This window comes from Actinomycetospora callitridis, assembly GCF_028737265.1.
Taxonomy (GTDB): Bacteria; Actinomycetota; Actinomycetes; order Mycobacteriales; family Pseudonocardiaceae; genus Actinomycetospora; species Actinomycetospora callitridis.
This window is the reverse complement of the sequence record NZ_JAQZAK010000003.1, coordinates 163,489-189,615: the sequence shown is the minus strand read 5'-3', so window position 1 is coordinate 189,615 and position 26,127 is coordinate 163,489. Positions and strand designations below refer to the sequence as shown.

The following is a 26,127-nucleotide window of genomic DNA, read 5'->3' as shown; positions in this document are numbered from 1 at the left end:
GCTCCCGTCCGCCGGTCGTGATCAGCGACGGCCCACGGCGGGGTAGTAGCCCTGGTCCTGCGCGGGGACGGCCGCCGCCGACGACGGGTCGTCGAGGTAGAAGCGCTGCCCGATCATCCGCAGGTCGCGCCGCGCCATCGCGAGGTTGGCCTGCTGCCGGTTGAGCACGAGGTAGAAGAAGAGCTTGTCCTCGTTGTTCGAGTAGATCGGCCGGATGAGGTGGTACTGCGAGTCGAGGGTGATCAGGATGTCCTCGATCGTCTCGCGCAGGCCCAGCTTCTGCATGACGTCGAACTTGGCCCGGACGACCTCGCTGTTGCCGGGGGCGGCGACGTCGAGGTCGAACTCGGCGCTGCCGCCGCGGGAGCCCAGGGTCATGCCGCTGTCGTAGTCGACGATCGCCACGGCGAAGGCGCCCTTGATGTTGGCGGCCTGGTTGAGGGCGTACTCGATGTCACTCATGGATTGCCTCCGTATCGGGGTCCGCTCCGGGGTCGTGGGAGCGGGAGGGGTGGTCGTGGCCTAGCGGCCGGGGAGGGCCGGTGGCGGACCGTGCGGTGGTGCTCCGGCCGGCGGTGTGCCGCGTCCCAGGCGGAGCAGGCCCGCCAGGACACGACGCAACGTCTCGGGATCGGTGCGCCACCGCTGGGAGAGCACGCCGGCGCTGTCCTGCGGTGGTGAGCGCCGGTGCTCGAGGTCGGCCGGTGGGACGGGTCCTGCCGGCCGGGTCGTGGGTGCCTGCCCCACCGGGCGACGGGGCTCCGGCAGTGCGGGCGGGTCGGTGGCCACCGCGGCCGGCGACGCTGCCGGTCCCCGGGTGGGCCACGTGGTGGGCGGGGCGGCGATCGCCGCGGGTGCCGCGGCCGGGATCGAGCGGTCCGGCACGCGCCGCGGGAACGTGCCTCCCATCGGGTGGGCCGCGGGCGGTGCCGAGGGTGCCGCCGGCGCAGCGGAGGGCAGCGGTGTCGCCACGGGCACCGGGACCGGAGCGCCGGGCGGGCGCTGTGCGGACGACGAGGGCCGCGGCGCGGCCGGGGTGGGTCGTGCCGCCGGCGGGGACGCGACGGCGGCGAGGCGCCGCCGGGCGAGGGCGAGGTTGCCGCGCTCCCGGTCGACCCGCAGGTAGACCCAGGAGCCGCGAGAGGGGGCGCCGTCGACCGCCCTCAGGAGGTGGTGGGCGGCGTCCGACGTGACGATGACGTCCTCGAGGGCGAGCCCCCGGTCCGACGCCACCCCGCCCGCGCGCCGGCCCCAGGCGAGCACCGCGCCCGCGGTACCGCCGTCGGTGCCGATCTCGCCGAGGACGTGCCCGCCCTCGTCGAGGAGGCACGCGTGGGCGAGACCGGGGAGATCACGCAGGGGCTCGAGGGCGGCCGTGGCGGGCGACGGCGCCGTGGCCGGGAGGGCGACCGAGGTCGACGCGGTCACCGAGGTCGCCGGGGCTCCTGGGGTGTCCCCCCGGCGGGCCGCCGGTCGCGTCGCCTCCGTGATCACGAATCCCTCTCGCTCAGCTCTCGATGAGGTCACGAGCCTAAGGTTCTCGTTTACGGAGAGCAATCGACCGAACGAGGAATCCGCACTGCCCGGGTGACGCAACCGATCGTCCGAATGCGGAGTGATTACTCTGCGCCGAACGGAGTCATCCGAGGGCTGATCAGGCCGACGCGCGGGGAACGAGCCGGGACCACAGCCCGCCGGTGCGCCGATCGGGTGTCACCGCCGTGGACTCGCCGGCCGCCGTGGCGCACGACGGGCAGCGTCCTGCCGGGGGCGCCGCCAGCGACGAGGCCCACACGGTGGCCCGGCAGAGGGCCTCGTACCGGCCGTCGCCGCCCTGGGCCGCGAGGAACGCGGCGTCGGACACGGCGTGGTCCGCACCGTCCACGGCGCAGGTCAGCCACAGGGCGCGGGTGCCGGGCCGCCTCATGCCGAGCGCTCCGCGAGGTCGTCGGGGAGCAGGTGGTCGTAGGCACCGCCCTTGACGGCGGCGACGAACGCGCTCAGCTCGGCGACCGAGAACACCAGCGCAGGCCCCTCGGGGAAGCGGGAGTTGCGGACGGCGACACCCCGCGCGCGCACCCGCGCGAGCTCGACGCAGTTGCCCTGCTTGCCCGAGCGGGCGCTCTTGCGCCACGTCACGCCGGGGAGGGCGACTCGTGCATTCGCCACCTGGCCCATGCGACCGCCTCGCTCATCTGCACGTGCATCCGACAGTGCAGCCACCGTAGCAAGCGCTTTGATCACGTGCACGTGCAGACGGCGTCGGGCGGGTCTCCCGCCCGGGACGTCAGCCCTCGGCGACGATCTTGGAGAGGTGCTGGCGCGTCTCGTCCGGGGTCAGCGCATCGACGGCGACCCGGTCCATCACGCGGCTGTAGGACTCCACGTCGGCCCGCTTGTCGAGGTACACCGCCGCGGTGAGGTGCTCCTGGTAGACGAGGTCGGGCAGCTCGGGTTCGGAGAAGCGCAGGATCGAGAAGGTGCTCTCGGCCGCGTACCCGGACAGGCCGAACGGCAGGACCTGCACGACGACGTTGGGCAGCGACGACAGCTCGAGCAGGTGCTCGACCTGGGCGACCAGCGCCGAGGCGCCGCCGATGGGGCGGTGCAGCACCGACTCGTCGAGGATCGCCCACACCGTCGGGGCGTCGCGGCGCCCGAGGGTCTGCTGGCGGCGCATGCGCACGGCGAGACGGCGCTCGTCGTCGGGCGTGGCGCGGTCCGGGTGGCCCGACGTGATGACCGCGCGGGCGTAGTCCTCGGTCTGGAGCAGGCCGGGCACGAACATGAGCTCGTAGGTCTGGATGCGCGAGGCGCTCATCTCCAGGCCCACGTAGTCCTCGAACCAGTCGGGGAGGACGTCGCCGTAGGGCTGCCACCAGCCCGGCTCGTTGCTGCGGCGCGTGGTGTCGAGCAGCAGCTCGCGCTCGGCGTCGTCGGTGATCCCGTAGAGGGTCAGCAGGTCGGCGACGTCGCGCTCCTTGAAGCCGACCTTGCCGGCCTCGAGGCGGGACATCTTGGAGTCCGAGCCGCGGATCGACCACGCGGCGTCGGAGCGGGCGACCCCGGCCCGTTCACGGAGGCGCCGCAGCTGGGCGCCCAGGATGATCCGGCGTGCGGTGGGCCCGGTGCCCTCCGGCTCGGTCTGGTCCCGTCCGGCCACGGTTCGTGCGCTCCCCGGTTCGGCGTCGGGTGTCACGGCGGATGCCGCCGAGCCCGAGAGATTACACGGCGTCCCGGGTGCCCGTGCGCTCCTCGACCCGTCCCGGAGCAGCGGAGGTTAGGCTCCTAGGGTGAGCCACCGTCCGTGATCGCACCGCCCGATGGGAAGTCATGACCGCTGCGCACTCCTCGTCCCGTCCGGGGTCGGCTCCTGCCCTCGTCGACACGTCCAAGGCGAGCATCGCGCGTGTCTACGACTATGCGCTCGGCGGGAAGGACAACTACCCGGTCGACCGCGACGTCATCGAGAGCCTGCGCCGGGCGGCGCCCGAGGCCGAGCTGCTGGCCGTCGACAACCGCGCGTTCCTCGTGCGCGCCGTCCGCTTCCTCGCCGGGGAAGCGGACATCGACCAGTTCCTCGACTGCGGCTCGGGCCTGCCCACCGCCGAGAACACCCACCAGGTCGCCCAGCGCCTCAACCCCGAGGCCCGGGTCGTCTACGTCGACAACGACCCGTCGGTGGTCGCGCACGGGCGCGCGCTGCTGGAGGAGAACGACCTCACGTCCTTCTCCCCGGGCGACCTCACCGACCCCCGACAGGTCCTCGACGACCCGGTGGTCACCCGCAACCTCGACTTCGACCGCCCGATCGCGCTGCTGCAGGCCGGGACGCTGCACCACTACGACGAGGACCGCCTCTCCGTCCCGGAGATCATGGAGCAGTACATCGCGGCCCTGCCGTCGGGCTCGTACGTGGCGATCGCCCACTTCCTCGACCCCGAGGACGCGGACAGCGAGCTCGCGCGCCGGATGGAGGAGGTCTTCGTCCACAGCCCCATGGGCACCGGACGCTTCCGCACCCGCGAGCAGATCCGGGCGATGCTGCCGGGCCTGGACCTGATCGATCCGGGGCTCGTCCGGTGCTTCGAGTGGTGGCCCGACGGCCCGGCGCTCAAGCCGATCGTGCCCGCCCAGCGCTGCATCGCCGGCGTGGTGGGCCGCAAGCCCTGATCCCGACCCGACCATGAGCACGGCGGACCGGGAGCGCTGGGACGCCCGCTTCGGCGGGCTCGGCGCGGGGGAGCCCGCGCCGCCCGGCGCGCTGGTCGGCCGCGAACACCTCGTCCCGACCTCCGGGCGGGCGCTGGACCTCGCGTGCGGACGGGGTACGGTGGCGGTCTGGCTCGCCCGCCGCGGGCTGACCGTCGACGCCGTCGACGTCTCCCCGGTGGGCCTCGCCGCCGGGCGGGAGCTCGCCGGCGCGACGCCGGTGCACTGGATCGAGGCCGACCTCGACGACGGGCTGCCGGTGGCCGGGCCCTACGACGTCGTCGTGTGCCAGCGCTTCCGCGCGCCGTCGCTCTACCCGGCCCTCGCCGACCTGGTCGCCCCGGGCGGCCTGCTCCTCGTGACCGTGCTCTCCGAGGTCGGCGACACCGGCGGTCCGTTCCGCGCCCCGCCCGGCGAGCTGCGGGCCGCCTTCTCCCACCTCGAGGTCCTGCACCACGAGGAGGGCGACGGCGAGGCGCGCCTGGTCGCCCGTCGTTAGTCCGGCGGGCGCCACCCCAGGACACCGTCGAGCCCCCGCACCGTCAGGGCGGGCGGCGCGAGGCAGCCCAGGCCGTCGCGCAGGGCCGTCGGCAGGCGACCGGGCATCCCGGCGACGAGGCCCGCGAGCCGCGAGGTCCGGGTCAGGCGGGCGGTCCGGGGCCTGCGGAGGCGGTCGTAGCGGGCGAGTCCCTCGTCGAGGGACGCGTCGCGCAGGCACGGTCCGAGGGTCGCGGCGTCCTCGAGGGCGAGGCAGGCGCCCTGGCCGAGGTTCGGGGTCATGGCGTGGGCGGCGTCGCCGAGCAGCACGACCCGCCCGCCGCCGGGCGCGGTCCCGACGAACGACCGCAGCGGCGGGAGCCAGCGCAGCTCGGTGACCAGCGCGGTCGCCGGGTCGACGCGGTCCAGGAGCTCCGGGATCGGCGCGTGCCACCCGGCGAGGCGGCGGCGCAGGGCACCGAGATCCGACGCGGCCTGCTCGCCCGTGGGCACGACCGCCCACAGGTGCACACGGCCGCCGCGGTGGGGAGCGACACCCGCGTAGGCGCCGACCCCCCAGGTCTCGCCGCCGGCCCGCGGCGGCTCGTCGACGGCAGCGCTCAGACGCCAGGCGACGGTGCCCGTCGAGCGGGACCGTGCGGCGGGGTCGACGAGCGCGCGGGTCGACGAGGAGATCCCGTCGGCGCCGACGACGAGGTCCCCCGGTCCCGCGTCGGGGGCATCCACGGGCACACCGGTCCGGACGACCCCGGCGGGCAGGGCCTCCGCGAGCACGCGCAGCAGGTCGGCGCGGTCGAGCACGAGGATGCCGTCGCCGTGCCGGCGGGCGAGCGCGGCGTTGTCGGTGCGGGCGAGCCACCGCCCGCGCCGGTCCCGGATCCCGCCGGCCTCGTTCGCGTGCCCGACGGCCCGGACGTCGTCGCCCACCCCCAGGGTGTCGAGCGCCCGCAGCGCGTTCGGCCAGAGCGAGATGCCCGCGCCCCCGTCCCACGGCCGTGTCCGTCGCTCGCGGACCTCGACCTCCCACCCCGCCCGGCCCAGCGCGAGCGCCGTCGCGAGGCCGCCGATGCCACCCCCGACCACCAGCGCGCGTCCGGACACCCCGTCGTGTTCCCCGACCACGCCGGGCGACACGTGCTCCGGCGTCACTCCTCGTGGCCACGCGTGTGGTCGGTGTCAAGACATGGTGCCGACGGTGGGGGAGGGTCGATACTCATCACGGCCCGCACAGGGCCGACCGGGTGATGGGACCGAGGAGGCGCCGGACGTGGGGCAGCTGTTCATCGACGGAGCGTGGGTGTCGGCGGTCGACGGGGGACGACGGGAGATCCGGTCTCCCGCCTACGGGACCCTCGTGGCCGAGGTCGACGAGGCGGGTCCGAAGGACACCGAGCTCGCGATCGCCGCGGCTCGGCGGTCCTTCGACGACAAGCGCTGGTCGTCCGTGCCGGCGCAGGAGCGCGGCGCACTCCTGCTACGGGTGGCCGACCTGCTGCAGCGCGACAAGGCACGGCTCGCGAAGGCCGAGACCGACGACACCGGCAAGCGGGTCGTCGAGTCCGAGATCGACATGGACGACATCACGAACTGCTTCCGGTGGTTCGGGCACATCTCCGCCACCGACGACGGGCGGCTGGTCGACACCGGCATCCCCGCCGCGCGCAGCAAGGTCGTCCACGAGCCCGTCGGCGTCTGCGGGCTCATCACGCCGTGGAACTACCCGCTCCTGCAGACCGCCTGGAAGGTGGCGCCGGCGCTGGGGGCGGGGTGCTCGTTCGTGCTCAAGCCCAGCGAGCTGACGCCGCACACCGCGATCATCCTCATGGAGCTGCTCGCCGAGGCCGGCCTTCCCGACGGCGTCGCCAACCTCGTCCTCGGGGCGGGCGCGGCGGCCGGGGCGCCGCTGTCGAGCCACCCCGACGTGGACCTCGTGAGCTTCACCGGCGGCCTGCAGACCGGGCGGAAGATCATGGAGTCGGCGGCGGCCACGGTGAAGAAGGTCGCGCTGGAGCTGGGCGGCAAGAACCCGCTGGTGATCTTCGACGACGCCGACCACGAGACCGCGGTGGACAACGCCCTGACGGCGATCTTCCTGCACTCCGGTCAGGTGTGCTCCGCCGGCGCGCGGCTCGTCGTCCAGGAGTCGGCGCACGACCGGATCGTCGACGACCTCGTCGCGCGCGCCCGGCGCATCGTCATGGGCGGGCCGGACGACCCCCGCACCGAGACCGGCCCGCTGATCTCCGCCGCGCACCGGGAGAAGGTCGAGGCCTACGTCGCGGCCGGGGTCGCCGAGGGCGCGGTGCTGCGCTGCGGCGGCGAGCGCCCGACCGACCCGGACCTGCAGAACGGCTACTTCTACCCGCCGACGATCCTCGACCGCTGCACCCAGGACATGTCCGTGGTGCACGACGAGTCGTTCGGCCCGGTGCTCACCGTCGAGACCTTCACCGACCTCGACGACGCCGTCCGCATCGGCAACGACACCTCCTACGGCCTGGCGGGCGCGGTCTTCTCGTCCGACCACGGCAACGGTGAGGAGGTCGCGGCGCGCCTGCGCCACGGCACCATCTGGATCAACGACTTCGGGCCGTACGTGCCCGCGGCCGAGTGGGGCGGCTTCGGGCACTCGGGCTTCGGCCGGGAGCTCGGCCGCGAGGGCCTCGCGGAGTACCAGGAGGCCAAGCACATCTGGACCAACACCCGGCCGGGTCCGACCGGGTGGTTCCCCTCTTCCAGCCAAGGGAGTGGTTCGTGAGTACGGACAACAAGGACGCCACGGGGACCGACGCCGCCGACATCGACGAGTTCGGCTACAAGCCGAGTCTCGTGCGGTCCCTCGGCAGCTTCCACACGTTCGCGGCGGGGATCAGCTACATCTCGATCCTCACGGGCACGTTCCAGCTCTTCTACTTCGGCCTCGGGTCCGGCGGACCGGCGTACTGGTGGTCGTGGCCGCTGGTCTTCGTCGGCCAGCTCATGGTCGCGCTGTGCTTCTGCGAGCTCGCGGCGCGCTTCCCGGTGGCCGGCTCGATCTACAACTGGACCAAGCGCCTGACCAGCCCGCACACCGCCTGGCTGGCCGGCTGGACGATGCTCACGGCCTCGATCGTCTCGATCGCGGCGGTGGCCCTGGCCCTGCAGGCGACGCTGCCGGAGCTCTGGGACGGTTTCCAGTTCATCCCCGACCCGACCGGCGAGGACACGACGGCGCAGGCCCTCAACGGCGTCGTCCTGGCCACGGTCCTCATCCTCTTCACCACCGCGATCAACGCCTTCGGCACCCAGCTGATGGCGCGTATCAACTCCGCGGGCGTGTTCATCGAGCTGATCGCGGCCGTGCTGCTGATCATCCTGCTCGCGATCAACATCGTGCGCGGCCCGCAGATCGTGTTCGACACCGGCGGCGTCGACACCAGCGGGCGACCGTTCGGCTACGCCGGTGCCTTCCTCGTGGCCATGTTCGCCTCGCTGTACGTCATGTACGGGTTCGACACCGCGAGCTCGCTGGCCGAGGAGTCGCACGAGCCCCGGAAGAACGCCCCGAAGGCGATCCTCCGTGCGCTGTTCTTCTCGTTCCTGCTCGGTGGGCTGATCCTGCTGTTCGCGCTCATGTCGGCGCCGGACCTCAGCGACCCGGCCTTCTCGAGCCTCGGCGGTCTCCAGAACCTCATCCTCGCCGTGCTCGGCCCGCTCGGCGGTTCGGTCATCCTCGTCGCGGTCGTCATCGCGGTCATCGTCTGCGCGCTCGCGGTGCACGCCGCGGCGATCCGGCTGGCCTTCGCGATGAGCCGGGACAACAACCTGCCCGCCGGCTCGAAGCTGTGCACGATCAGCCCGCGCTTCGGCACCCCGATCGTCTCCTCGGTCGTGATCGGCGCGCTCGCGATCATCCTGCTCCTGGTGACCTTCAGCCCGCAGATCTACACGGTGGTCACGTCGATCGCGATCATCATGATCTACACCGCCTACCTGCTGGTGACGGTCCCGCTGCTGATCAAGCGCCTCCGCGGCGAGTGGGAGCCCCGCGAGGGCGCCTTCTCCCTGGGCCGCTGGGGCATCCCGGTCAACATCCTGGCGGTGCTCTGGGGCGGGTTCATGACGATCAACCTCGCCTGGCCCCGCAACGAGGTCTACAACGCCAGCGAGCCGTTCCACTGGTACCTGCAGTGGGGTGGGGTGCTGCTGCCGGGGATCATCCTCGGCGCCGGCTTCGCGTACTACTGGACCGTGCAGCGGCACAAGACCGGCGTCGTGGCCGAGCACGCGCGCGCGGACGTCCCCACCGACACCCCCACCCAGGAGGCGTGATGGCCGAGAACGAGTTCGACTACGTCGTCGTCGGCGGGGGCACCGCCGGCTGCGCGGTGGCCTCGCGTCTCTCCGAGGACCCGGACGTGTCGGTCTGTCTCATCGAGGCCGGGCCCTCCGACGTCGGCGACGACGCGATCCTCGACCTGAGCCGCTGGATGGAGCTGCTCGAGTCCGGCTACGACTGGGACTACCCGATCGAGCCGCAGGAGTCGGGTAACTCCTACATGCGCCACGCCCGCGCGAAGGTGCTCGGGGGCTGCTCGTCGCACAACTCCGCGATCGCCTTCTGGGCGCCGAAGGAGAACCTCGACGACTGGGCCTCGAGCGGGGCGACGGGGTGGAGCGCCGAGGAGTGCTACCCCTTCTACCGCAAGCTCGAGACCGCGCTGGACACCACGGAGGAGGCCGAGCCCCCCGGTCGCGGCACCGACGGACCGGTCACCATCCGCACCGTCGGGGACCACGACCCCTGCGGCGAGGCGCTGCTCGCGGCGTGCGAGCAGGTCGGGCTCCCGACGACCCCGTTCAACACCGGGCGCACGGTGCTGCGGGGCGCGAACTGGTTCCAGGTCAACGCGAAGACCGACGGCTCGCGGTCGTCGGCGTCGGTGGCCTACATCCACCCGAACCTCGGCCGCCCCAACCTCACGCTAATGACCGGCTACCGGGCCGAGAAGCTGAACCTCGACACGTCCGGCCCGCGTCCCCGGGCCACCGGCGCGCGCCTGCGCACCCCGGACACCCGGCACGCGATCGACGTGACCGCCCGCCGCGAGGTGATCCTCTCGTCGGGGGCCATCGACGGGCCGAAGCTGCTGATGCTCTCGGGCATCGGCCCGGCCGAGCACCTGCGCGACGTCGGCATCGAGGTCGTCGTCGACTCCCCGGGCGTGGGGGAGAACCTCCAGGACCACCCCGAGGGCCTCGTGCAGTGGGAGGCCCTGCAGACGATGCCGACCGTGTCGACGCAGTGGTGGCAGATCGGGATCTTCGCGGGCTCCGAGGGCCGGACCACGCCCGACCTGATGTTCCACTACGGCTCGGTGCCGTTCGACATGAACATCGTCCGCTACGGCTACCCGACCTCGGACAACACGTTCTGCCTCACGCCGAACGTCACCGGGGCGCAGTCCAAGGGCACGGTGCGGCTCTCGACCCGCGACTACCACGACAAGCCCAGGGTCGACCCGCGCTACTTCAGCCACGACCACGACCGCGAGGTCATGATCCGCGGGATCCGGGTGGCCCGGGAGATCGCGGCGGCGCCGGCGCTGAAGGACTGGGTGGGCAAGGAGCTCGCCCCGGGCACCGGGGCGGAGTCCGACGAGGAGCTCTTCGAGTACATCCGCACCACCCACAACACCGTCTACCACCCGTCCTGCACGGTGAAGATGGGCGCGGACTCCGACCCCATGGCCCCGGTCGACCCGCAGCTGCGGGTGAAGGGCGTCGACGGCCTGCGCGTCGCCGACGGGTCGGTCATGCCGGACCTGATCACGGTGAACCCGTGCATCACCACGATGATGATCGGCGAGCGCTGCGCCGACTTCATCAAGAACCCGCGGTAGGCCCCCGCCGGGCCCGCCCCGACGGACGGGGCGGGCCCGGCGGAGCGGGCGATCCGCGTCCGGGTGGGGTGTCGTCCGCCTGGTACCGCGCGTTCCGCCGCTACGACGTCACGGTGCCCGTCTGGGCCATCCACCGCCACATCGGGATGGGAGGGGACCAGCTCGTCGGCGCCGTGGCGGGCGACGACGTCGAGCGCGGGCACGGCGACGACATCCGCGCCGCGTGGCTCGAGCAGGCCGACGGGATGCTCGACGAGATCAGCGCGCTCCCGGGCGCGCACGCGCTGCTCGAGGCCGTTCGCGAGGCGGGGTTCGGGCTGGTCATGGCGAGCTCGGGCAAGCCGCACCACGTGGCGCGCTACGCCGAGCTGATCGAGGCGGGCGAGCTCCCCGAGGCCTGGGTGAGCTCGGGCGACGTCGAGCAGACCAAGCCGGCCCCGGACCTGCTGCAGGTCGCCATGGACCGCGTCGGCGCGGACGCCGCGGTGGTCGTCGGCGACTCCGTGTGGGACTGCCGCGCCGCCGCGCGCGTCGGGCTCCCGTCGGTGGCCGTGCGCACGGGCGGCTTCTCGAACGACGAGCTGCGCGAGGCGGGCGCGACGTCGGTGTACGCGTCGGTGGAGGAGCTGACGGACGACGTGACCGCGCTGAAGCCCCAGGAACCGACGTCCTGAGGCCCCGGCGGGTTCGGCGAGGGGCACCTTCGGGAGCTCTCTCCGGCCGAAGGTGCCCTTCGCGCGGAACGCCGCGCCGCCGTCAGGCCGCGCCCCCGGGGCTCCACTCGCCGCGGTTGGCCGCGCCGGTGAGCCGCAGACGCTCCGCGAAGGCGTCCTGGGCGGCCGCGACGTTCTCCTCCGCGCCGGCCCACACCGACATCGGGCGGCCCTGCAGCGCGCGGGCGTAGGAGAAGCTCACGGTCCAGGGCTGCGGGCCGCGGCGGGCGATGGCGTCGAGGTTGGCCGTGGCCTGCTCGTCGTCCTGACCCCCCGAGAGGAAGACGATGCCCGGCACGGCGGCGGGGATCGTGCGGTGCAGCACCTCGAGCGTGCGGTCGGCGACCTCGTCCGGGCCGGCCTGGTCGGGTCCGCCGTAGCCGGACACCACCATGTTGGTCTTCACGAGCACGCCCTCGAGGGCGACCCGCTGGCGACGCAGCTGCTCGACGACCGCCGCCAGCACCGCCTCCGTGACCTCGGCGGACCGGTCGATGCCGTGGTCGCCGTCCATGATCGACTCCGGCTCCACGATCGGCACCAGGCCGGCTTCCTGGGCCAGGGCGGCGTAGCGCGCCTGCCCGTGGGCGTTGAGGTCGATGGCCGTCGCCGTCGGCAGCGTGTCGGACACCGTGATCACCGAGCGCCACTTGGCGAAGCGCAGGCCGAGGTCCGCGTACTCGGCGAAGCGCTCGCGCAGACCGTCGAGCCCCTCGGTGACCTTCTCGGCGGGGAAGCCGGCGAGGTCCTTGGCGCCCGCGTCGACCTTGATGCCCGGGACGATCCCGCGCCGCCGCAGGGTCTCGACCATGCCGGTGCCGTCGAGCGCGTCCTGCCGCACCGTCTCGTCGTAGAGGATCACCCCGCCCAGGTACTGCTCGACGTCCTTCGTGGTGAACAGCAGGTCGCGGTAGCGGCGCCGCGTCTCCTCCGTCGAGGAGATCCCCACCGCCTCGAAGCGCTTGGTGATCGTCCCGGTGCTCTCGTCGGCGGCGAGGATGCCCCGGCCGTCGGCGAGGATCTCGCGTGCCGTCTCCTGCAGCGTCATGGCCACTCCTTCCGTCTGCCGGAGGGGGTTGACCGATGGCGGCGCCCGACATGCGCCCTTGCCCCGACCACACCCGCAGAAGTTAGGGTCACCTCACCTGGCGGCGAGGAAGGGTGAGCGCGTGACGACGGCGGCGACACGTCCGGCGACCTGCCTGCGACGCGCGGTGGTGCGCGCGACCGAACGACCGACCCCGCGGGTGCTCCGGGTGACCCTCGCGGGTCCGGACCTCGCCGACCTGCCCCTCGCGGCGCCGGACGGCTACCTCAAGATGTTCTTCCCGCGGCCCGACGAGGTGGCCCCGCAGGTCCCCGCGCTCGACGGGGACGACGTCGGCGGCTGGTTCCGGCGCTACCTCGCGATGCCCGACGACGTCCGCCCCCCGATGCGCACCTTCACGCTGCGGCGGCGACGCGAGGGCCCGGTGGAGTTCGACGTCGATTTCGTCCTGCACGACGAGGGCCCGGCGCGGGACTGGGCGCTGCGGGCCACGCCCGGCGAGCGTGTCGCGTTCACCGGGCCGTACGGCCTCTACACCCCGCGCGACGAGCACGACGCCGTGCTGCTGGCCGGCGACGAGACCGCGGTGCCGGCGGTGGCCGCGATCGTCGAGGGACTGCCGCCCGGGCGGCGCGCGACGGTCCTCGCCGCCGCCCGGGACGTCACCGAGCAACAGGCCTGGGACACCGCCGGGAACGTCACCGTGCACTGGACGACGCCCGACGCGCTCGCCGGACGTCTGCGCGACCTCGAGCTCCCCGGCGTGCGCCCGTACGTCTGGCTGGCCGGCGAGGCCTCGGAGGTCAAGGCCATGCGCCGACACGTCGTGCGCGAGCGCGGCGTGCCCAAGGGCGACGTGTGCTTCACCGGCTACTGGCGCCGCGGGCGCACCGAGGAGCAGGAGGTGCGCGCCGCGATGGACGGCAGCGCGCCCGCCGACGACTAGCCCGGAAACGAGCGAAGGGCACCTTCCACCGATCTGGTCGGCCGAAGGTGCCCTTCGCGCGGAAAGCCCCGGGCCTCAGCCCAGCATCTTGCGCAGCACGTACGGCAGGATGCCGCCGTTGCGGTAGTACGCCGCCTCACCCGGGGTGTCGATGCGCAGACGCGCGTCGAACTCGATCGCGTCGCCGGACTCCGGGGTCGCGGTGACGTGCACGGTGTCGGGCACCTCGCCGTCGTTGAGCGCCGTGACGCCCGAGATCGCGAACGTCTCGGTGCCCGTGAGGCCCAGCGAGTCGGCGTCCTGACCGTCCGGGTACTGCAGCGGCAGGACGCCCATCCCGACGAGGTTGGAGCGGTGGATGCGCTCGTAGGACTCGGCGATCACGGCGCGCACGCCGAGCAGCGTCGTGCCCTTGGCCGCCCAGTCGCGCGAGGAGCCCGAGCCGTACTCCTTGCCCGCGAGCACGACCAGCGGGGTGCCCTCGGCGGCGTAGTTCTGCGCCGCGTCGTACACCGCCGTCTGCTCGCCGCCGCGGGTGAAGTCGACGGTCCAGCCGCCCTGCGGGAGCTCCTTGCCGTCGCCGTCACGCAGCTCGTTGCGCAGCCGGATGTTGGCGAACGTCCCGCGGATCATCACCTCGTGGTTCCCGCGACGGGAGCCGTAGGAGTTGAAGTCCTTGCGCTCGATCCCGTTCTCCTTGAGGTACCGACCGGCCGGCGAGTCCTCCTTGATGGCACCCGCGGGGGAGATGTGGTCGGTGGTGACCGAGTCGCCCAGCTTGAGCAGCACCCGGGCGCCCTCGAGGTCGGTGACCTCGCTCGGCTCGCGGTCCATGCCCTCGAAGTACGGGGGCTTGCGCACGTAGGTCGAGTCCGGGTCCCAGGTGAACGTCTCACCCTCGGGGGTGTCGAGCGACGTCCAGCGCTCGTCGCCGGCGAAGACGTCGGAGTAGCCCTCGGTGAACTGCTCGGGGGAGAGGGCCGAGGAGATCGTCTCCTGGATCTCCTGCGGCGAGGGCCAGATGTCCTCGAGCGTCACCGGGTTGCCGTCGGAGTCGTGGCCGAGCGGCTCGGTGGCGAGGTCGAGGTCCATCGTCCCGGCGAGCGCGTAGGCCACGACCAGCGGCGGGCTGGCCAGGTAGTTCATCTTCACGTCGGGGTTGATGCGGCCCTCGAAGTTGCGGTTGCCCGAGAGCACCGCGGTGACCGCGAGGTCGCCGTCGTTGACCGCCTGCGAGATCTCCTCGGGCAGCGGCCCGGAGTTGCCGATGCAGGTGGTGCAGCCGTAACCGACGAGGTTGAACCCGAGCTTCTCCAGGTAGGGCAGCAGCCCGGAGCGCTCGTAGTAGTCCATGACGACCTTCGACCCGGGGGCCAGCGAGGTCTTCACCCACGGCCGGCGCTCGAGGCCCTTCTCGACGGCGTTCCGCGCGAGCAGCGCCGCGCCGATCATCACCGAGGGGTTCGAGGTGTTGGTGCACGAGGTGATCGCGGCGATCGTGACGGCGCCGTGGTCGAGCTCGAGCTCGGTGCCGTCGGACAGCGTCACCGGCACCGGGCTGGACGCCCGGCCGTCGGGGTCGACCGGCTGGCGGTGGACCCGCGGGCGGTCGGCGTCGCCGTTGGGGTGCTCGGCGGGCGGGTCGGAGGCCGGGAACGACTCGCTGTCGGACTCCTCGGACTGGCTGCGCGCCGTCCCGTCGTCGTCGACGTAGTCGGGCAGCGCGGCGCGGAACGACTCCTTGGCGGCGTCGAGCTGGATGCGGTCCTGCGGGCGCTTCGGGCCGGCGATCGACGGCACGACCGTCGACAGGTCCAGCGAGAGCGTCTCGGAGTAGTCCGGCTCGTGGCTCGGGTCGTGCCAGAGGCCCTGCTCCTTGCAGTAGGCCTCGACGAGCGCGACCTGCTCGTCGTCGCGGCCGGTGAAGCGCAGGTACTCGAGGGTCTCGTCGTCGATCGGGAAGATCGCGCAGGTGGAGCCGAACTCCGGGCTCATGTTGCCGATCGTGGCGCGGTTGGCCAGCGGCACGGCGCCGACGCCCTCGCCGTAGAACTCGACGAACTTCCCGACGACGCCGTGCTCGCGCAGCATCTCGGTGATCGTCAGGACCAGGTCGGTGGCGGTGGCCCCCGCGGGCAGCTCACCGGAGAGCTGGAAGCCGACGACCTTCGGGATGAGCATCGAGACGGGCTGGCCGAGCATCGCCGCCTCGGCCTCGATGCCGCCGACGCCCCAGCCCAGCACGCCGAGGCCGTTGACCATCGTGGTGTGCGAGTCGGTGCCGACGAGGGTGTCGGGGTAGGCCTGACCGTTGCGGGTCATGACCACGCGCGCCAGGTGCTCGATGTTGACCTGGTGGACGATGCCGGTGCCGGGCGGGACGACCTTGAACTCGCTGAACGCGGTCTGGCCCCAGCGCAGGAACTTGTAGCGCTCCTCGTTGCGCTGGTACTCCAGCTCGACGTTGCGCTCGAACGCGTCCGGCGTGCCGAAGAGGTCGGCGACGACGGAGTGGTCGATGACCAGCTCGGCGGGCGCGAGCGGGTTGACGTTCTGGGCGTCGCCCCCGAGCTCGGTGACGGCCTCGCGCATGGTGGCGAGGTCGACGATGCACGGGACGCCGGTGAAGTCCTGCATCACGACGCGGCCGGGGACGTACTGGATCTCGGTGTCGGGCTCGGCCGTCGGGTCCCAGTCCGCCAGCGCGCGGATGCTGGCCTCGGTGGTGACGAGGCCGTCCTCCGTGCGCAGGAGGTTCTCGAGCAGCACCTTGAGGCTGAACGGCAGGCGCTGCGAGCCCTCGACCGCGGACAGACGGAAGATCTCGTAGGACTGGCCGCCGACCTCGAGGGTCCCCCGTGCGCCGAACGAGTCGGCGCTCCCCGTCGCTCCGTCGGACTGGTCTGGCGAGCTCACGGACACGTTCCTCCTTGGTCCTCACGGTGACGGCGAGTGGCGATCGGCCGCGACCGCGGGGTCGTTTCGGTGTCTACCGCGTCGTCCTCGGTGGTGGCCCGACGGCGCGGCTCGTGCCGGCCGGCGCGGTGACGACGCCCGACACGGGGGTCTCGCCGGGAGTCTCGCGCACCCACCGGGGTGCCGCACTCCCGCCCTCACCAGCCTACTTCGGACTACCCAGGACGGAGGGCCGCCGCGCACCCCGACCGGCGCGGAGACCCCACCCGGGCGGGCGATTCGTGCCACACCTCTGCGTGTCGCACCGGTGACGGGGCGTGCGACGTCCACTCTCCACTGCGCCCGAGACCGACGACCGGCGGAGGAGGACGGCGTGCACGCCCCCCGCATCCGCCGCTGTGCCCGCCGCAGTGCCCACCGCCTGGTCCTCGTCGCCGTGGTCACCGGTGTCCTCGTGCCGGCGCTCGTCCCGGCCGCCCACGCCGGCCCGGGCACGCCGCCCACGACGCCGCCACCGTCTGCCTCGGCGCCCCCCGACGACCCGGCCGGCGAGGCCGGCTCGCTCGTCGCGCAGATCGTCGCCGCGAGGACGGCGCTCGACGCGCTCACCGCGGACCTCGGGCAGCGCCAGGAGCTCGCCAACCGGGCCCTGGCCGACGACACCGCCGCCCGCGCCCGCGCCGACGAGACGCGGCTCGCCGCCGAGGAGAGCCGTCGCGGGGCCGACGCCGCGGCCGCGGCCGCCGAGCGGGCCCGCGCCGACGCCGACGCGTGGATCACCGCGTGGTTCCAGCAGGCCGACGTGCTCGGGCCGCTCTCGGTGCTCTCGGGCTCCGCCGGTCCCGAGGACGTCGCGGCGCGCGCCCACCTGCGCGACGCCGTCACCGCCGACCAGCGCGCGGCCCTCGACGGCGCCGAGCACGCCCGGATCGAGGCCGCCAACGCCGACTCCCGCGCCCGCGCCGCCCGCATCGAGGCCGACGAGGCCGCCGCACGGGCCGCGCAGGCACGCACCGCCGCCGACGGCGAGGTCACCCGCGTCCGCACGGACAGCGAGGCCCAGCAGGCCCGGCTGCGCGAGCTCACCGCCGAGCGCGACGCCGCCGGGTCCCGGCTGCGCGAGCTGGAGGACGCCGACCCGGACCTCGCCGCCCAGCGCGAGCGCGCCGAGGCGTTCGACGAGGCCGCGTCCGCGCGGGACACCGCCCGCGACGTCCGGCTGCGCGACGCCGCAATCGCCGGGCTCACCGCGCGAGCCGGCCGTGTCGCCGGGGGTGTCGCCGGGGGTGAGGACGCGCTCGCCGCGGCGGGCGTCGACACCACCCGGATGAGCGACGAGGTGGAGCTCGTGCTCGAACGGGCGCTCTCGCAGCTCGGCGTCGTCTACGCCTGGGGCGGGGGCGACGCGCAGGGCCCGACGAAGGGCATCCGCGACGGCGGCGTCGCCGACAGCTTCGGGGACTTCGACAAGACCGGCTTCGACTGCTCCGGGCTCATGATCTACGCCTTCGCCGGGGCCGGGAAGGAGCTCGCGCACTACAGCGGCTACCAGGCCGAGTCCGGGCAGCGCGTGCCGCTGGAGGACCGCAGGCCGGGCGACCTGCTGTTCTGGGCCGACGACGACGGCGCGGGCGCCGTGCACCACGTCGCGCTCTACCTCGGGGGCGACCAGATGGTGGAGGCGCCCGAGTCGGGCAAGAAGGTGCGGATCGCCCCGGTGCGGTTCGACGAGGAGATCGTCCCGACCGTCACCAGGCTGGTGTAGCGGGAGGTTCACGACGCCCACACCGGCCGACGAGTTGCCTGGTTACCGGGCAGGTAGCGTGCCGCCCCGGACGCCCACGTCCGGCTCGGACCGTGGGAGAGCGAGCAACCGAGGGGGACGACGCCGGGTGCGGGGAGTCGGGGAGGGACGCCGATGAGCGAGCCCACGGACGCGGGGACGACGGGCGCCACCGCGACGCCGGCGCACGACGCCGAGCAGCTCGAGCGCACGGTGCTCGAGGTGAAGCGGGTGATCGTCGGCCAGGACCGTCTCGTCGAGCGGATGCTCGTGGGGCTGCTGGCCAAGGGCCACCTGCTCCTCGAGGGCGTGCCCGGCGTGGCCAAGACCCTCGCGGTGGAGACGTTCGCCCGCGTGGTCGGCGGGTCCTTCGCGCGCATCCAGTTCACGCCCGACCTGGTGCCCGCCGACATCCTCGGCACGCGGATCTACCGCCAGGGCCGGGAGCAGTTCGACGTCGAGCTCGGCCCCGTGGTGTCGAACTTCGTGCTCGCCGACGAGATCAACCGCGCGCCCGCGAAGGTGCAGTCGGCGATGCTCGAGGTGATGGCCGAGCGCCACGTCTCCATCGGCGGCGAGACCCACCCGATGCCCGACCCGTTCCTGGTGCTCGCGACGCAGAACCCGATCGAGAACGAGGGCGTCTACCCGCTGCCCGAGGCGCAGCGCGACCGCTTCCTGTTCAAGATCCTCGTCGAGTACCCGACGGCGGACGAGGAGCGGGAGATCGTCTATCGGATGGGCGTGAGCCCGCCGTCGCCGCACCGCGTGCTGGACCCCGCCGAACTCCGCCGCCTGCAGGACGTCGCGGCGCAGGTGTTCGTGCACCACGCGCTCGTCGACTACGTCGTGCGCCTCGTGGTGGCGACGCGCTCGCCGGCCGAGCACGGGATGGCCGACGTCGGCGGCTGGGTGGCCTACGGCGCCTCGCCGCGGGCGTCGCTCGGCATCATCGCCGGTGCCCGCGCGCTGGCCCTGGTGCGCGGGCGCGACTACGTGCTGCCCCAGGACGTCGTCGACATCGCGCCCGACGTGCTGCGCCACCGCCTCGTGCTGTCCTACGACGCGCTGGCCGACGGTGTCCCCGTCGACCACGTCGTCACCCGCGTGCTCCAGACCGTCCCGCTCCCGCAGGTGTCGGCCCGCCCGGTGGGCATGGGCCCGGCGCCCGTCCCGGCGGCGGGACGGTGACGGCGCCGGACGAGCGGGTGACCGCGTGAGCGAGCCCGTCTCCCCGGACACCCCGGCGGCGCGGGTCCCCGAGCCCGGTCCGCGGCCCGAGGGCGCGCCGCCGGCGACGAGCCCGGCCGGCGGACCCCGCCCGAGCTGGGCGCCGCCCCCCACGTCGCCGGTCCCGAGCGGGCCCGACGAGGTCGCGGGGGAGCGCACGCAGGCCCGGCTCTCGGCGTCGCTGCGCACCCTGGAGCTCTCGGTGCGCCGGCGCCTCGACGGCCTGCTGCAGGGCAACCACCTGGGCCTCGTGCCCGGGCCGGGCACCGAGCCGGGGGAGCCGCGGCCCTACCAGCCCGGCGACGACGTGCGGCGCATGGACTGGTCGGTCACCGCCCGCACCACCGAGCCCCACATCCGCGAGACCATCGCCGACCGCGAGCTGGAGACCCAGCTCGTCGTCGACCTCTCGCCGAGCCTCGACTTCGGCACCGCCGCCTGCGAGAAGCGCGACCTGGCGATCGCCGCGTGCGCGGCGGTCACCCACCTGACCCGCGGCGGCGGCAACCGCATCGGCGCCGTCGTCGCCACGGGGGAGCGCACGGTGCGCCTGCCCGCCCGCGGCGGCGAGACCGCGGCCCGCGAGCTGCTGCGGCGGATCGCGGCGACCCCGCCCGCCCCCGAGGGCACGCGCGGCGACCTGCCCGCCGCCCTCGAGGCACTGCGCCGCCCGCCCCGCCGTCGCGGCCTGGTCGTCGTGGTGTCGGACTTCCTCGGCGACGTCGACTGGGAGCGCGCGCTGCGGGCCCTGCGCGCCCGCCACGACCTGCTCGCCGTCGAGGTCGTCGACCCCCGCGACGAGGAGCTGCCCGACGTCGGCACCGTCGTGCTCGCCGACCCCGAGTCGGGACGCCGCCGCGAGGTGACGACGACGCCGACCCTGCGCCGGCGCTTCGCCGCCGAGGCCGCCGCCCACCGGGGCCGTGTCGCCGACTCCCTGCGCGCGGCGGGCGCCGGGCACCTCGTGCTGCGCACCGACCGCGACTGGATCGCCGACGTCGTGCGCTTCGCCGTCGCCCGCAAGCGCGGGTGGTCGGGCGGCGCGACGACCGGCCGCGTGCCGACCGCGGCGCCCGGGGGGCGGTGACCGTGTTCGCGCACCCCTGGTGGTTCCTGCTGCTGGTCGTCGTCGCCGCGCTCGCGGTCGGCTACTGGTGGATCAACCGTCGACGCCAGCGCTACACGATGCGCTTCACCAACCTGGCGCTGCTCGAGCGCGTCGCCCCCAAGGGGCCCGGCTGGTGGCGGCACGTGCCGATGGCGCTGCTGCTGGTCGCGCTGGTGCTCATGACGATCGCGCTGGCCGGGCCGCAGGGCATCGCGCAGGTCCCGCGCAACCGCGCCACGGTGATGCTCACGATCGACGTGTCGCTCTCGATGCGCGCCACCGACGTCGAGCCCTCCCGCCTGCAGGTGGCCCAGACCGCCGCCTCGGCCTTCGCCGACCAGCTGCCCGCCGGCATCAACCTCGGGCTGTCGTCGTTCGCCGCGACCCCGAGCACGCTGGTCACGCCGACCACCGACCGCCAGGCGATCAAGAACGCGATCGGGTCGCTGCAGCTCGCGGAGTCCACGGGCACCGGCGACGCGATCCGCGCGAGCCTCGCGGCGATCCGGGCGTTCGGCTCCCAGATCCGCGGCCCGGAGGGCCCGCCGCCGGCACGGATCATCCTGCTCTCGGACGGCAAGCAGACCACCCCGACCACCGACCCGGCCGACGACCGCGGCGCCTTCCCCGCGTCCGCCGAGGCACGCGCGGCGGGCGTCCCGATCTCGGCGATCTCGTTCGGCACCGAGTACGGCGAGATCGAGATCGACGGGCGGCCGGTGTCCGTCGCGGTGGCCGACGACCAGATGCGCGAGATCGCCCAGCTCTCCGGGGGCGACTTCCGTCGCGCGTCCACCGAGCTCGACCTGCGCGAGACCTACGCCAACCTCGCCGAGCAGGTCGGCTACGAGGAGCGCACCGTCGACCTCTCGGGGCGCTGGTTCCTCGCCGCGACGATCCTCGTGCTGCTCGGCGTCGTCACCGCGATCGTGACGGGGCAGCGCCTGCCCTGATTCAGTCGTGGACCACGTGCAGTCCGTCCACGAACGCCCGGACGTCGGCGATCGCCGCGCGTCGTTCGGCGGGCAGGGCCTGCCGGAAGATCAGCTCGGCGCCGTGGGTGAGCCCGAGGTTCGTCCGCCCGGCGACCGGGACGCCCGCGGCCAGGAGCTTGCGGTAGTAGGCGAGGCCCTCGTCGCGCAGGGGGTCGAGCTCGTTGACCGTGATCACGTGCGGCGGGAGCCCCGCGAGGTCGTCGGGCGTGGCGAAGTACGGCCAGGCCAGCGGGTCCTCGGTGTGGCGGGCGTGGGGGTCGTAGGCGGCGACGATCAGATCCATGGAGGCGCAGCCCAGGAAGTACCCGTCGTTCTCGATCATCGACGGGAGCTCGCGGAGCTTGCGCGCGTCGTCCCAGGCGTAGCCGCCGCTGATGAACGGCACCGACACGTGCACGCCGTCGATGGCGTCGAGGTCGCCGGAGCGCTTCGCGCGCAGGGTGGTGGCGAGCGCGAGGTTGGCCCCGCCCGACTCGCCCTGCAGCACGATCCGGGTCAGGCCCAGCTCGCCGCGCTGGTCGTCGAGCCACCGCACGGCGGTCGCGCAGTCGTCGAGGCCCGCGGGGAAGGGGTGCGGGCCGAGCTCCGTCCACGCGTTGCGGAACCCGACCCGCACCGCGACGACGCCGCTGCGGGCGAGGTCGCGGCACCAGCGGTCGTGGACCCGGGTCTCGGCGTCGAGGATCGTCATCCCGCCGCCGTGGATGTAGACGACGCCCGGCAGCGGCCCGTCCACGCCCGCGGGGCGGTAGAGGCGCAGGGGCACGAGGTGCCCGTCGGGGGAGGCCACGGACGTCTCGGTGACCTCGACGGCGTCCTCGGGGGCGTCGTCGGGCAGGTCCAGCGGGACGGCGGCGTAGACGGCGCTGAACCCCTCGTGGAGCCCGCCGACGGCCTCGCTCACCGCCGCCGGGCCGTCCGCGCGGGTGACCGGGGGCCCGGCCGCCGGCCCGTCGAGCCCGAAGGCCGCCAGCGCGGCGACGAGCTCCGGCTTCGCCCGCGGGTCGGTGCGCAGGTCGAGGCCGGGGTCACCGAGGCGGCCGGGGAGGGTCGGGGGGACGTCGGTCGCGGTCATGGATACAAGCCTATGAGCGCCGTCACACGACAGGAAGGCGCCGTTCGGTCGCGTCCCCACGAGATGGACCCAAAGCGGATACCCTTCCGCCGCCGTTGGACCCGAACGAGAGGAGTCGCGTGAGCCGCGTCGTGCTGGTCACGGGAGGCAACCGCGGGATCGGGCTCGCCACCGCGCGGGAGCTCGTCGAGCGGGGCCACACGGTGGTGGTCACCCACCGCTCGGGCGAACCCCCGGAGGGCCTGCACGGGGTCAAGGCCGACGTCACCGACTCCGCCTCCGTCGACGCCGCCTTCTCGCAGGTCGAGTCCGAGCACGGGCCGATCGAGGTGGTGGTCGCCAACGCCGGCATCACCCGCGACGGGCTGCTCATGCGCATGCCCGAGGACGCGTTCACCGACGTCCTCGACGCCAACCTCACCGGGGCCTGGCGGGTCACCCAGCGCGCGATCCGGGGCATGGTCAAGGCCCGGTTCGGACGGCTGATCTACCTCTCCAGCGTCGTCGGGCTCACCGGCGCGCCCGGGCAGGCGAACTACGCCGCCTCGAAGGCCGGCCTCGTCGGCCTCGCCCGCTCCACGGCGCGCGAGCTCGGGGGTCGCGGCATCACCGCCAACGTCGTCGCCCCCGGCTACGTCGACACCGACATGACCGCCGAGCTCACCGACAAGCGGCGCGAGGAGATCCTCGCCTCGATCCCGCTGGGCCGCACGGCCGCCCCGGAGGACATCGCGAAGGCCGTCGCCTTCCTCGCCTCCGACGACGCCGCCTACGTCACCGGCGCGGTGCTGCCGGTCGACGGCGGCATCGGCATGGGCCACTAGACACCCGCCAGCGACAACACGGAGACAACGTGACCCTGCTCGAGGGCAAGCGCATCCTGGTCACCGGGATCATCACCGACGCGTCGATCGCCTTCCACGCGGCGAAGGCGGCCCAAGAGGCGGGGGCCACCGTCGTCCTCACCGGCTTCGGGCGCCTCTCGCTGGTCAAGCGCGTGGCCAAGCGGCTGCCCACCGAGGCGCCCGTGATCGAGCTGGACGTCCAGAACCAGGAGCACCTCGACGGCCTCGCCGACAGCGTCCGCGAGCACGTCGACGGCCTCGACGGCGTCCTGCACTCGATCGGCTTTGCGCCGATGGAGGCCCTGGGCGGCAACTTCCTGAACACCGAGTGGAAGGACGTCGCCACCGCGGTCGAGGTCTCGGCCTACTCGTTCAAGTCCCTCGCGATGGCCTGCAAGCCGCTGCTCGGGCGCGGCTCGTCGCTGGTCGGCATGGACTTCGACAACACCGTCGCCTGGCCGGGCTACGACTGGATGGGCGTCGCCAAGGCCGCGCTCGAGGCGACCACCCGCTACCTCGCCCGCGACCTCGGCCCCGAGGGCATCCGCGCGAACCTCGTCGCCGCCGGTCCGGTGCGCACCATGGCGGCGAAGTCGATCCCGGGCTTCGACACCTTCGAGGAGGCCTGGGTCCAGCGCTCGCCGCTGGGCTGGGACCTCGAGGACCCCACCCCGGTCGCGAAGACGATCTGCGCGCTGCTCTCGGACTGGATGCCGGCCACCACCGGCGAGGTCGTGCACGCCGACGGCGGCTACCACGCCATGGGCGCGTAGCTGCCGTCCAGGTCTCACCGTGTAGCTCCCGGGGCGCCGGGGGATGCTGGGTCGGTGAGCGAGCCCGTCGACGCCGTCCTGGTCCTGTCCTTCGGTGGTCCGGAGGCGCCCGACGAGGTGCGACCGTTCCTCGAGAACGTCACCCGCGGCCGCAACGTGCCCCCGGAACGCCTCGACGCCGTCGAGGAGCACTACCAGCACTTCGGCGGTGTCAGCCCGATCAACGAGCTCAACCGGCGGCTCGTCGCCGACCTGTCGCGGGCGTTGGAGGAGTCGGGCCGCGAGCTGCCGGTGTACTTCGGCAACCGCAACTGGCACCCGTACGCCGAGGACGCCGTGACGGAGATGGCGCGGGACGGGGTGCGGCGGGCGCTCGTCTTCGCGACCAGCGCCTACGGCGGGTACTCCGCCTGCCGGCAGTACCACGAGGACATCGCGCGGGCCCGTGAGGCGGCGATCGAGCGGACCGGCTCCGCACCGGACCTCGTCAAGCTGCGCCACTTCTACGACCACCCGTTGTTCATCGCGTCGGTGGCCGACGGGGTGCGGGCCGCCGCCGAGGATCTGGACGACCCGCGCCTGGTCTTCACCGCCCACTCGATCCCGGTCTCCGCCGACCGCACCGCCGGGCCGCCGGAGGAGGGCGGGCACCGCTACTCGCGGCAGATGGCCGAGGCCGCCCGTCTCGTGGCCGAGGCCGTCGGCGCCCCCGAGCACGACCTCGTGTGGCAGTCGCGCTCGGGACCGCCGCAGATCCCGTGGCTGGAGCCCGACATCGTCGACCACCTCGACGACCTCCACGACCGCGGTGTGCGCGCCGCCGTCGTCAGCCCCGTGGGCTTCGTCTCCGACCACCTCGAGGTGGTCTGGGACCTCGACAACGAGGCCGCCGAGCACGCCGGGAAGCTCGGCATGGGCTTCGCCCGCGCGGCGAGCGCCGGGTCCGATCCGCGCTTCGTCGAGATGGTCGTGGAGCTCGTGGCGGAGCAGGTCGACGGGGCCCCCGTGCGCGAGCTCGGCACCGCCCCGCGCGCCGGCGTGGGGTGCAACGGCGCCTTCTGCCACCCCGGCTGCTGCGAGCCCGCGAAGCGCCCGGCGAGCTGATGCCGGGCTCTTGCCAATCAGGGGCAGGAGCAGGGGAAATGGTCGCCCGGCAGCCGCCATCCGGCGTGTTGCCAGTGATCGTTCGCATCGCTAGTGTCCGGCGTCACGTGGCCGGAGATGCATCTATCGCCTCCGCGTCCCCCTCCCATCGGTGGCACGGCGAAGGAGCCCTGAATGGCTGCGAGCGGCGAGATCAAGGTCAGCATCCTGGACTGCGGGATGATGACCGCGGACCTGACGTGGCTGCTGCTCAAGCCCGGGCGGTCGATCCGCCCGCGCCAGATGCGCGACCAGCCGACCGAGTGGGCCGACGTGCCGACGCACTGCGTCCTCGTGGAGACCCCCGACGGCACGATCCTGTGGGACACCAGCTGCCCGCGGGACTGGGAGGAGCGCTGGGGCCCGACGGGCCTGCAGGACTTCTTCCCCTACGAGAAGGTCAGCGACGAGGAGTACCTCGACTCGCGCCTCCAGCAGCTCGGCGTCGGGGTCGACCAGATCGACTACGTGGTGCTCTCGCACCTGCATTTCGACCACTGCGGCAACGCCGGCCTGTTCAAGGACTCCACCGCCAAGCTCGTCTGCTCCGACAAGGAGAAGGACTTCGCGTTCGGGTTCGACGGCCTGTTCACCGGCGCGCACCTCAAGACCGACTACGAGGACCTGAACTGGGAGACGGTCTCGGGCGACACCGAGTTCCTCCCCGGCGTCACGCTCCTGCAGACCCCGGGGCACACCCCCGGCACCATGTCGATGCAGGTGGACCTGCCCGACAGCGGCACCATGATCTTCACGTCCGACGCGGTGTACATGGGTGAGAGCTACGGCCCGCCCACCACGCCAGCCGCGATCGTCAACGACATGGGCCAGTTCTACTCGTCGGTGGAGAAGATCCGCGGCGTCGCCGAGAAGACGGATGCCACCGTGGTCTTCGGCCACGACCCCGACCAGATCCGCCAACTCAAGACCGTGGGCAACGGCGGCCACTACACCTGATCG

At 73.5% G+C, this 26,127-nt stretch carries 24 protein-coding genes; 15 read left to right on the top strand and 9 right to left on the bottom strand.

Annotated elements, in window-relative coordinates; all coding sequences use genetic code 11:
• Positions 1-21 precede the first annotated feature (21 nt).
• The 5 genes from PH191_RS12290 to PH191_RS12270 form a co-directional block, all read right to left on the bottom strand.
• Positions 22-462 (bottom strand): hypothetical protein, encoded by a 441-nt coding sequence (locus PH191_RS12290; protein ID WP_274194894.1) that lies wholly within the window; start codon positions 460-462, stop codon positions 22-24.
• Between the two features lie 60 nt (positions 463-522).
• A complete protein-coding gene (locus tag PH191_RS12285; protein ID WP_274194893.1) occupies positions 523-1,428 on the bottom strand; it encodes a hypothetical protein in 906 nt (301 codons plus the stop codon).
• A gap of 226 nt (positions 1,429-1,654) precedes the next feature.
• The gene (locus PH191_RS12280) at positions 1,655-1,927 is read right to left on the bottom strand and encodes a hypothetical protein (RefSeq protein WP_274194892.1); all 273 of its coding nucleotides are present in this window, start codon (positions 1,925-1,927) and stop codon (positions 1,655-1,657) included.
• Entirely contained in the window at positions 1,924-2,169 is a 246-nt protein-coding gene (locus PH191_RS12275; RefSeq protein WP_274194891.1) for a DUF397 domain-containing protein, read from the bottom strand. The genes PH191_RS12280 and PH191_RS12275 overlap by 4 nt, the downstream gene beginning before the upstream one ends.
• A 118-nt stretch (positions 2,170-2,287) precedes the next feature.
• Positions 2,288-3,163, bottom strand: coding sequence for a helix-turn-helix domain-containing protein (locus PH191_RS12270; RefSeq protein ID WP_274194890.1), 876 nt, complete (start codon positions 3,161-3,163; stop codon positions 2,288-2,290).
• A 170-nt stretch (positions 3,164-3,333) separates the two neighbouring features.
• Between PH191_RS12270 and PH191_RS12265 the strand changes: the two genes are divergently transcribed.
• A complete protein-coding gene (locus tag PH191_RS12265) occupies positions 3,334-4,173 on the top strand; it encodes an SAM-dependent methyltransferase (protein WP_274194889.1) in 840 nt (279 codons plus the stop codon).
• Between the two features lie 13 nt (positions 4,174-4,186).
• The gene (locus PH191_RS12260) at positions 4,187-4,711 is read left to right on the top strand and encodes a class I SAM-dependent methyltransferase (protein WP_274194888.1); all 525 of its coding nucleotides are present in this window, start codon (positions 4,187-4,189) and stop codon (positions 4,709-4,711) included.
• On the opposite strand, the gene PH191_RS12255 is transcribed toward PH191_RS12260, so the two are convergent.
• A complete protein-coding gene (locus PH191_RS12255; RefSeq protein ID WP_274194887.1) occupies positions 4,708-5,844 on the bottom strand; it encodes an FAD-dependent monooxygenase in 1,137 nt (378 codons plus the stop codon). The genes PH191_RS12260 and PH191_RS12255 overlap by 4 nt on opposite strands.
• A gap of 133 nt (positions 5,845-5,977) precedes the next feature.
• Here PH191_RS12255 and PH191_RS12250 point away from each other — a divergent pair, with 133 nt between their 5' ends.
• The 4 genes from PH191_RS12250 to PH191_RS12235 all read left to right on the top strand — a co-directional run bounded on the left by PH191_RS12250 (position 5,978) and on the right by PH191_RS12235 (position 11,266).
• A complete protein-coding gene (locus PH191_RS12250; protein WP_274194886.1) occupies positions 5,978-7,468 on the top strand; it encodes an aldehyde dehydrogenase family protein in 1,491 nt (496 codons plus the stop codon).
• Positions 7,465-9,021 (top strand): APC family permease, encoded by a 1,557-nt coding sequence (locus tag PH191_RS12245; RefSeq protein WP_274194885.1) that lies wholly within the window; start codon positions 7,465-7,467, stop codon positions 9,019-9,021. Before PH191_RS12250 ends, PH191_RS12245 begins: the two co-directional genes overlap by 4 nt.
• Entirely contained in the window at positions 9,021-10,592 is a 1,572-nt protein-coding gene (locus PH191_RS12240) for a GMC family oxidoreductase (RefSeq protein WP_274194884.1), read from the top strand. Before PH191_RS12245 ends, PH191_RS12240 begins: the two co-directional genes overlap by 1 nt.
• A gap of 68 nt (positions 10,593-10,660) precedes the next feature.
• Complete coding sequence (locus PH191_RS12235; RefSeq protein ID WP_274194883.1) at positions 10,661-11,266, top strand: HAD family hydrolase; 606 nt, start codon at positions 10,661-10,663, stop codon at positions 11,264-11,266.
• Positions 11,267-11,348: 82 nt separating this feature from the next.
• Here the strand turns inward: PH191_RS12235 and PH191_RS12230 are convergent, their stop codons facing one another.
• Positions 11,349-12,353: a class I fructose-bisphosphate aldolase gene (locus tag PH191_RS12230; protein WP_274194882.1), complete on the bottom strand. Its 1,005-nt coding sequence runs from the start codon at positions 12,351-12,353 to the stop codon at positions 11,349-11,351.
• A 121-nt stretch (positions 12,354-12,474) separates the two neighbouring features.
• Here PH191_RS12230 and PH191_RS12225 point away from each other — a divergent pair, with 121 nt between their 5' ends.
• Positions 12,475-13,299 (top strand): siderophore-interacting protein, encoded by an 825-nt coding sequence (locus tag PH191_RS12225; protein ID WP_274194881.1) that lies wholly within the window; start codon positions 12,475-12,477, stop codon positions 13,297-13,299.
• A 75-nt stretch (positions 13,300-13,374) separates the two neighbouring features.
• Here PH191_RS12225 and PH191_RS12220 read toward each other — a convergent pair whose 3' ends face one another.
• Positions 13,375-16,215 carry an aconitate hydratase gene (locus tag PH191_RS12220; RefSeq protein WP_274194880.1) on the bottom strand — a complete coding sequence of 947 codons (2,841 nt, stop codon included), beginning with the start codon at positions 16,213-16,215 and terminating at the stop codon, positions 13,375-13,377.
• A gap of 373 nt (positions 16,216-16,588) precedes the next feature.
• Here PH191_RS12220 and PH191_RS12215 point away from each other — a divergent pair, with 373 nt between their 5' ends.
• From PH191_RS12215 to PH191_RS12200, 4 genes are all read left to right on the top strand, one after another.
• On the top strand, positions 16,589-17,980 hold the full coding sequence (locus tag PH191_RS12215; protein WP_274194879.1) for an NlpC/P60 family protein: 1,392 nt from the start codon (positions 16,589-16,591) through the stop codon (positions 17,978-17,980).
• A gap of 153 nt (positions 17,981-18,133) precedes the next feature.
• Positions 18,134-19,189, top strand: a complete 1,056-nt coding sequence (locus PH191_RS12210) for an AAA family ATPase (protein ID WP_274194878.1) — start codon at positions 18,134-18,136, stop codon at positions 19,187-19,189.
• Between the two features lie 25 nt (positions 19,190-19,214).
• Positions 19,215-20,315, top strand: a complete 1,101-nt coding sequence (locus PH191_RS12205; protein ID WP_420791800.1) for a DUF58 domain-containing protein — start codon at positions 19,215-19,217, stop codon at positions 20,313-20,315.
• Positions 20,312-21,289, top strand: a complete 978-nt coding sequence (locus PH191_RS12200) for a VWA domain-containing protein (protein ID WP_420791799.1) — start codon at positions 20,312-20,314, stop codon at positions 21,287-21,289. The genes PH191_RS12205 and PH191_RS12200 overlap by 4 nt, the downstream gene beginning before the upstream one ends.
• A 1-nt stretch (position 21,290) precedes the next feature.
• On the opposite strand, the gene PH191_RS12195 is transcribed toward PH191_RS12200, so the two are convergent.
• Complete coding sequence (locus PH191_RS12195) at positions 21,291-22,406, bottom strand: alpha/beta hydrolase fold domain-containing protein (RefSeq protein ID WP_274194877.1); 1,116 nt, start codon at positions 22,404-22,406, stop codon at positions 21,291-21,293.
• Positions 22,407-22,525: 119 nt separating this feature from the next.
• Between PH191_RS12195 and PH191_RS12190 the strand changes: the two genes are divergently transcribed.
• The 4 genes from PH191_RS12190 to PH191_RS12175 all read left to right on the top strand — a co-directional run bounded on the left by PH191_RS12190 (position 22,526) and on the right by PH191_RS12175 (position 26,124).
• Positions 22,526-23,230 (top strand): beta-ketoacyl-ACP reductase, encoded by a 705-nt coding sequence (locus PH191_RS12190; protein WP_274194876.1) that lies wholly within the window; start codon positions 22,526-22,528, stop codon positions 23,228-23,230.
• Positions 23,231-23,259: 29 nt separating this feature from the next.
• Positions 23,260-24,024: an enoyl-ACP reductase FabI gene (gene fabI / locus PH191_RS12185; protein ID WP_274190379.1), complete on the top strand. Its 765-nt coding sequence runs from the start codon at positions 23,260-23,262 to the stop codon at positions 24,022-24,024.
• 54 nt (positions 24,025-24,078) lie between these two features.
• Positions 24,079-25,128 (top strand): ferrochelatase, encoded by a 1,050-nt coding sequence (locus tag PH191_RS12180; protein ID WP_274194875.1) that lies wholly within the window; start codon positions 24,079-24,081, stop codon positions 25,126-25,128.
• A gap of 174 nt (positions 25,129-25,302) precedes the next feature.
• The gene (locus PH191_RS12175) at positions 25,303-26,124 is read left to right on the top strand and encodes an N-acyl homoserine lactonase family protein (RefSeq protein WP_274194874.1); all 822 of its coding nucleotides are present in this window, start codon (positions 25,303-25,305) and stop codon (positions 26,122-26,124) included.
• The last annotated feature ends 3 nt before the right edge of the window (positions 26,125-26,127 follow it).

Excerpts from the sequence above, each read along its gene's own strand:
- PH191_RS12260 (WP_274194888.1), top strand. The coding sequence starts at position 4,187 with ATGAGCACGGCGGACCGGGAGCGCTGGGACGCCCGCTTCGGCGGGCTC.
- PH191_RS12175 (WP_274194874.1), top strand. The coding sequence starts at position 25,303 with ATGGCTGCGAGCGGCGAGATCAAGGTCAGCATCCTGGACTGCGGGATG.
- PH191_RS12265 (WP_274194889.1), top strand. The coding sequence starts at position 3,334 with ATGACCGCTGCGCACTCCTCGTCCCGTCCGGGGTCGGCTCCTGCCCTC.
- PH191_RS12280 (WP_274194892.1), bottom strand. The coding sequence starts at position 1,927 with ATGAGGCGGCCCGGCACCCGCGCCCTGTGGCTGACCTGCGCCGTGGAC.
- PH191_RS12230 (WP_274194882.1), bottom strand. The coding sequence starts at position 12,353 with ATGACGCTGCAGGAGACGGCACGCGAGATCCTCGCCGACGGCCGGGGC.
- PH191_RS12290 (WP_274194894.1), bottom strand. The coding sequence starts at position 462 with ATGAGTGACATCGAGTACGCCCTCAACCAGGCCGCCAACATCAAGGGC.
- PH191_RS12195 (WP_274194877.1), bottom strand. The coding sequence starts at position 22,406 with ATGACCGCGACCGACGTCCCCCCGACCCTCCCCGGCCGCCTCGGTGAC.
- PH191_RS12210 (WP_274194878.1), top strand. The coding sequence starts at position 18,134 with ATGAGCGAGCCCACGGACGCGGGGACGACGGGCGCCACCGCGACGCCG.
- PH191_RS12240 (WP_274194884.1), top strand. The coding sequence starts at position 9,021 with ATGGCCGAGAACGAGTTCGACTACGTCGTCGTCGGCGGGGGCACCGCC.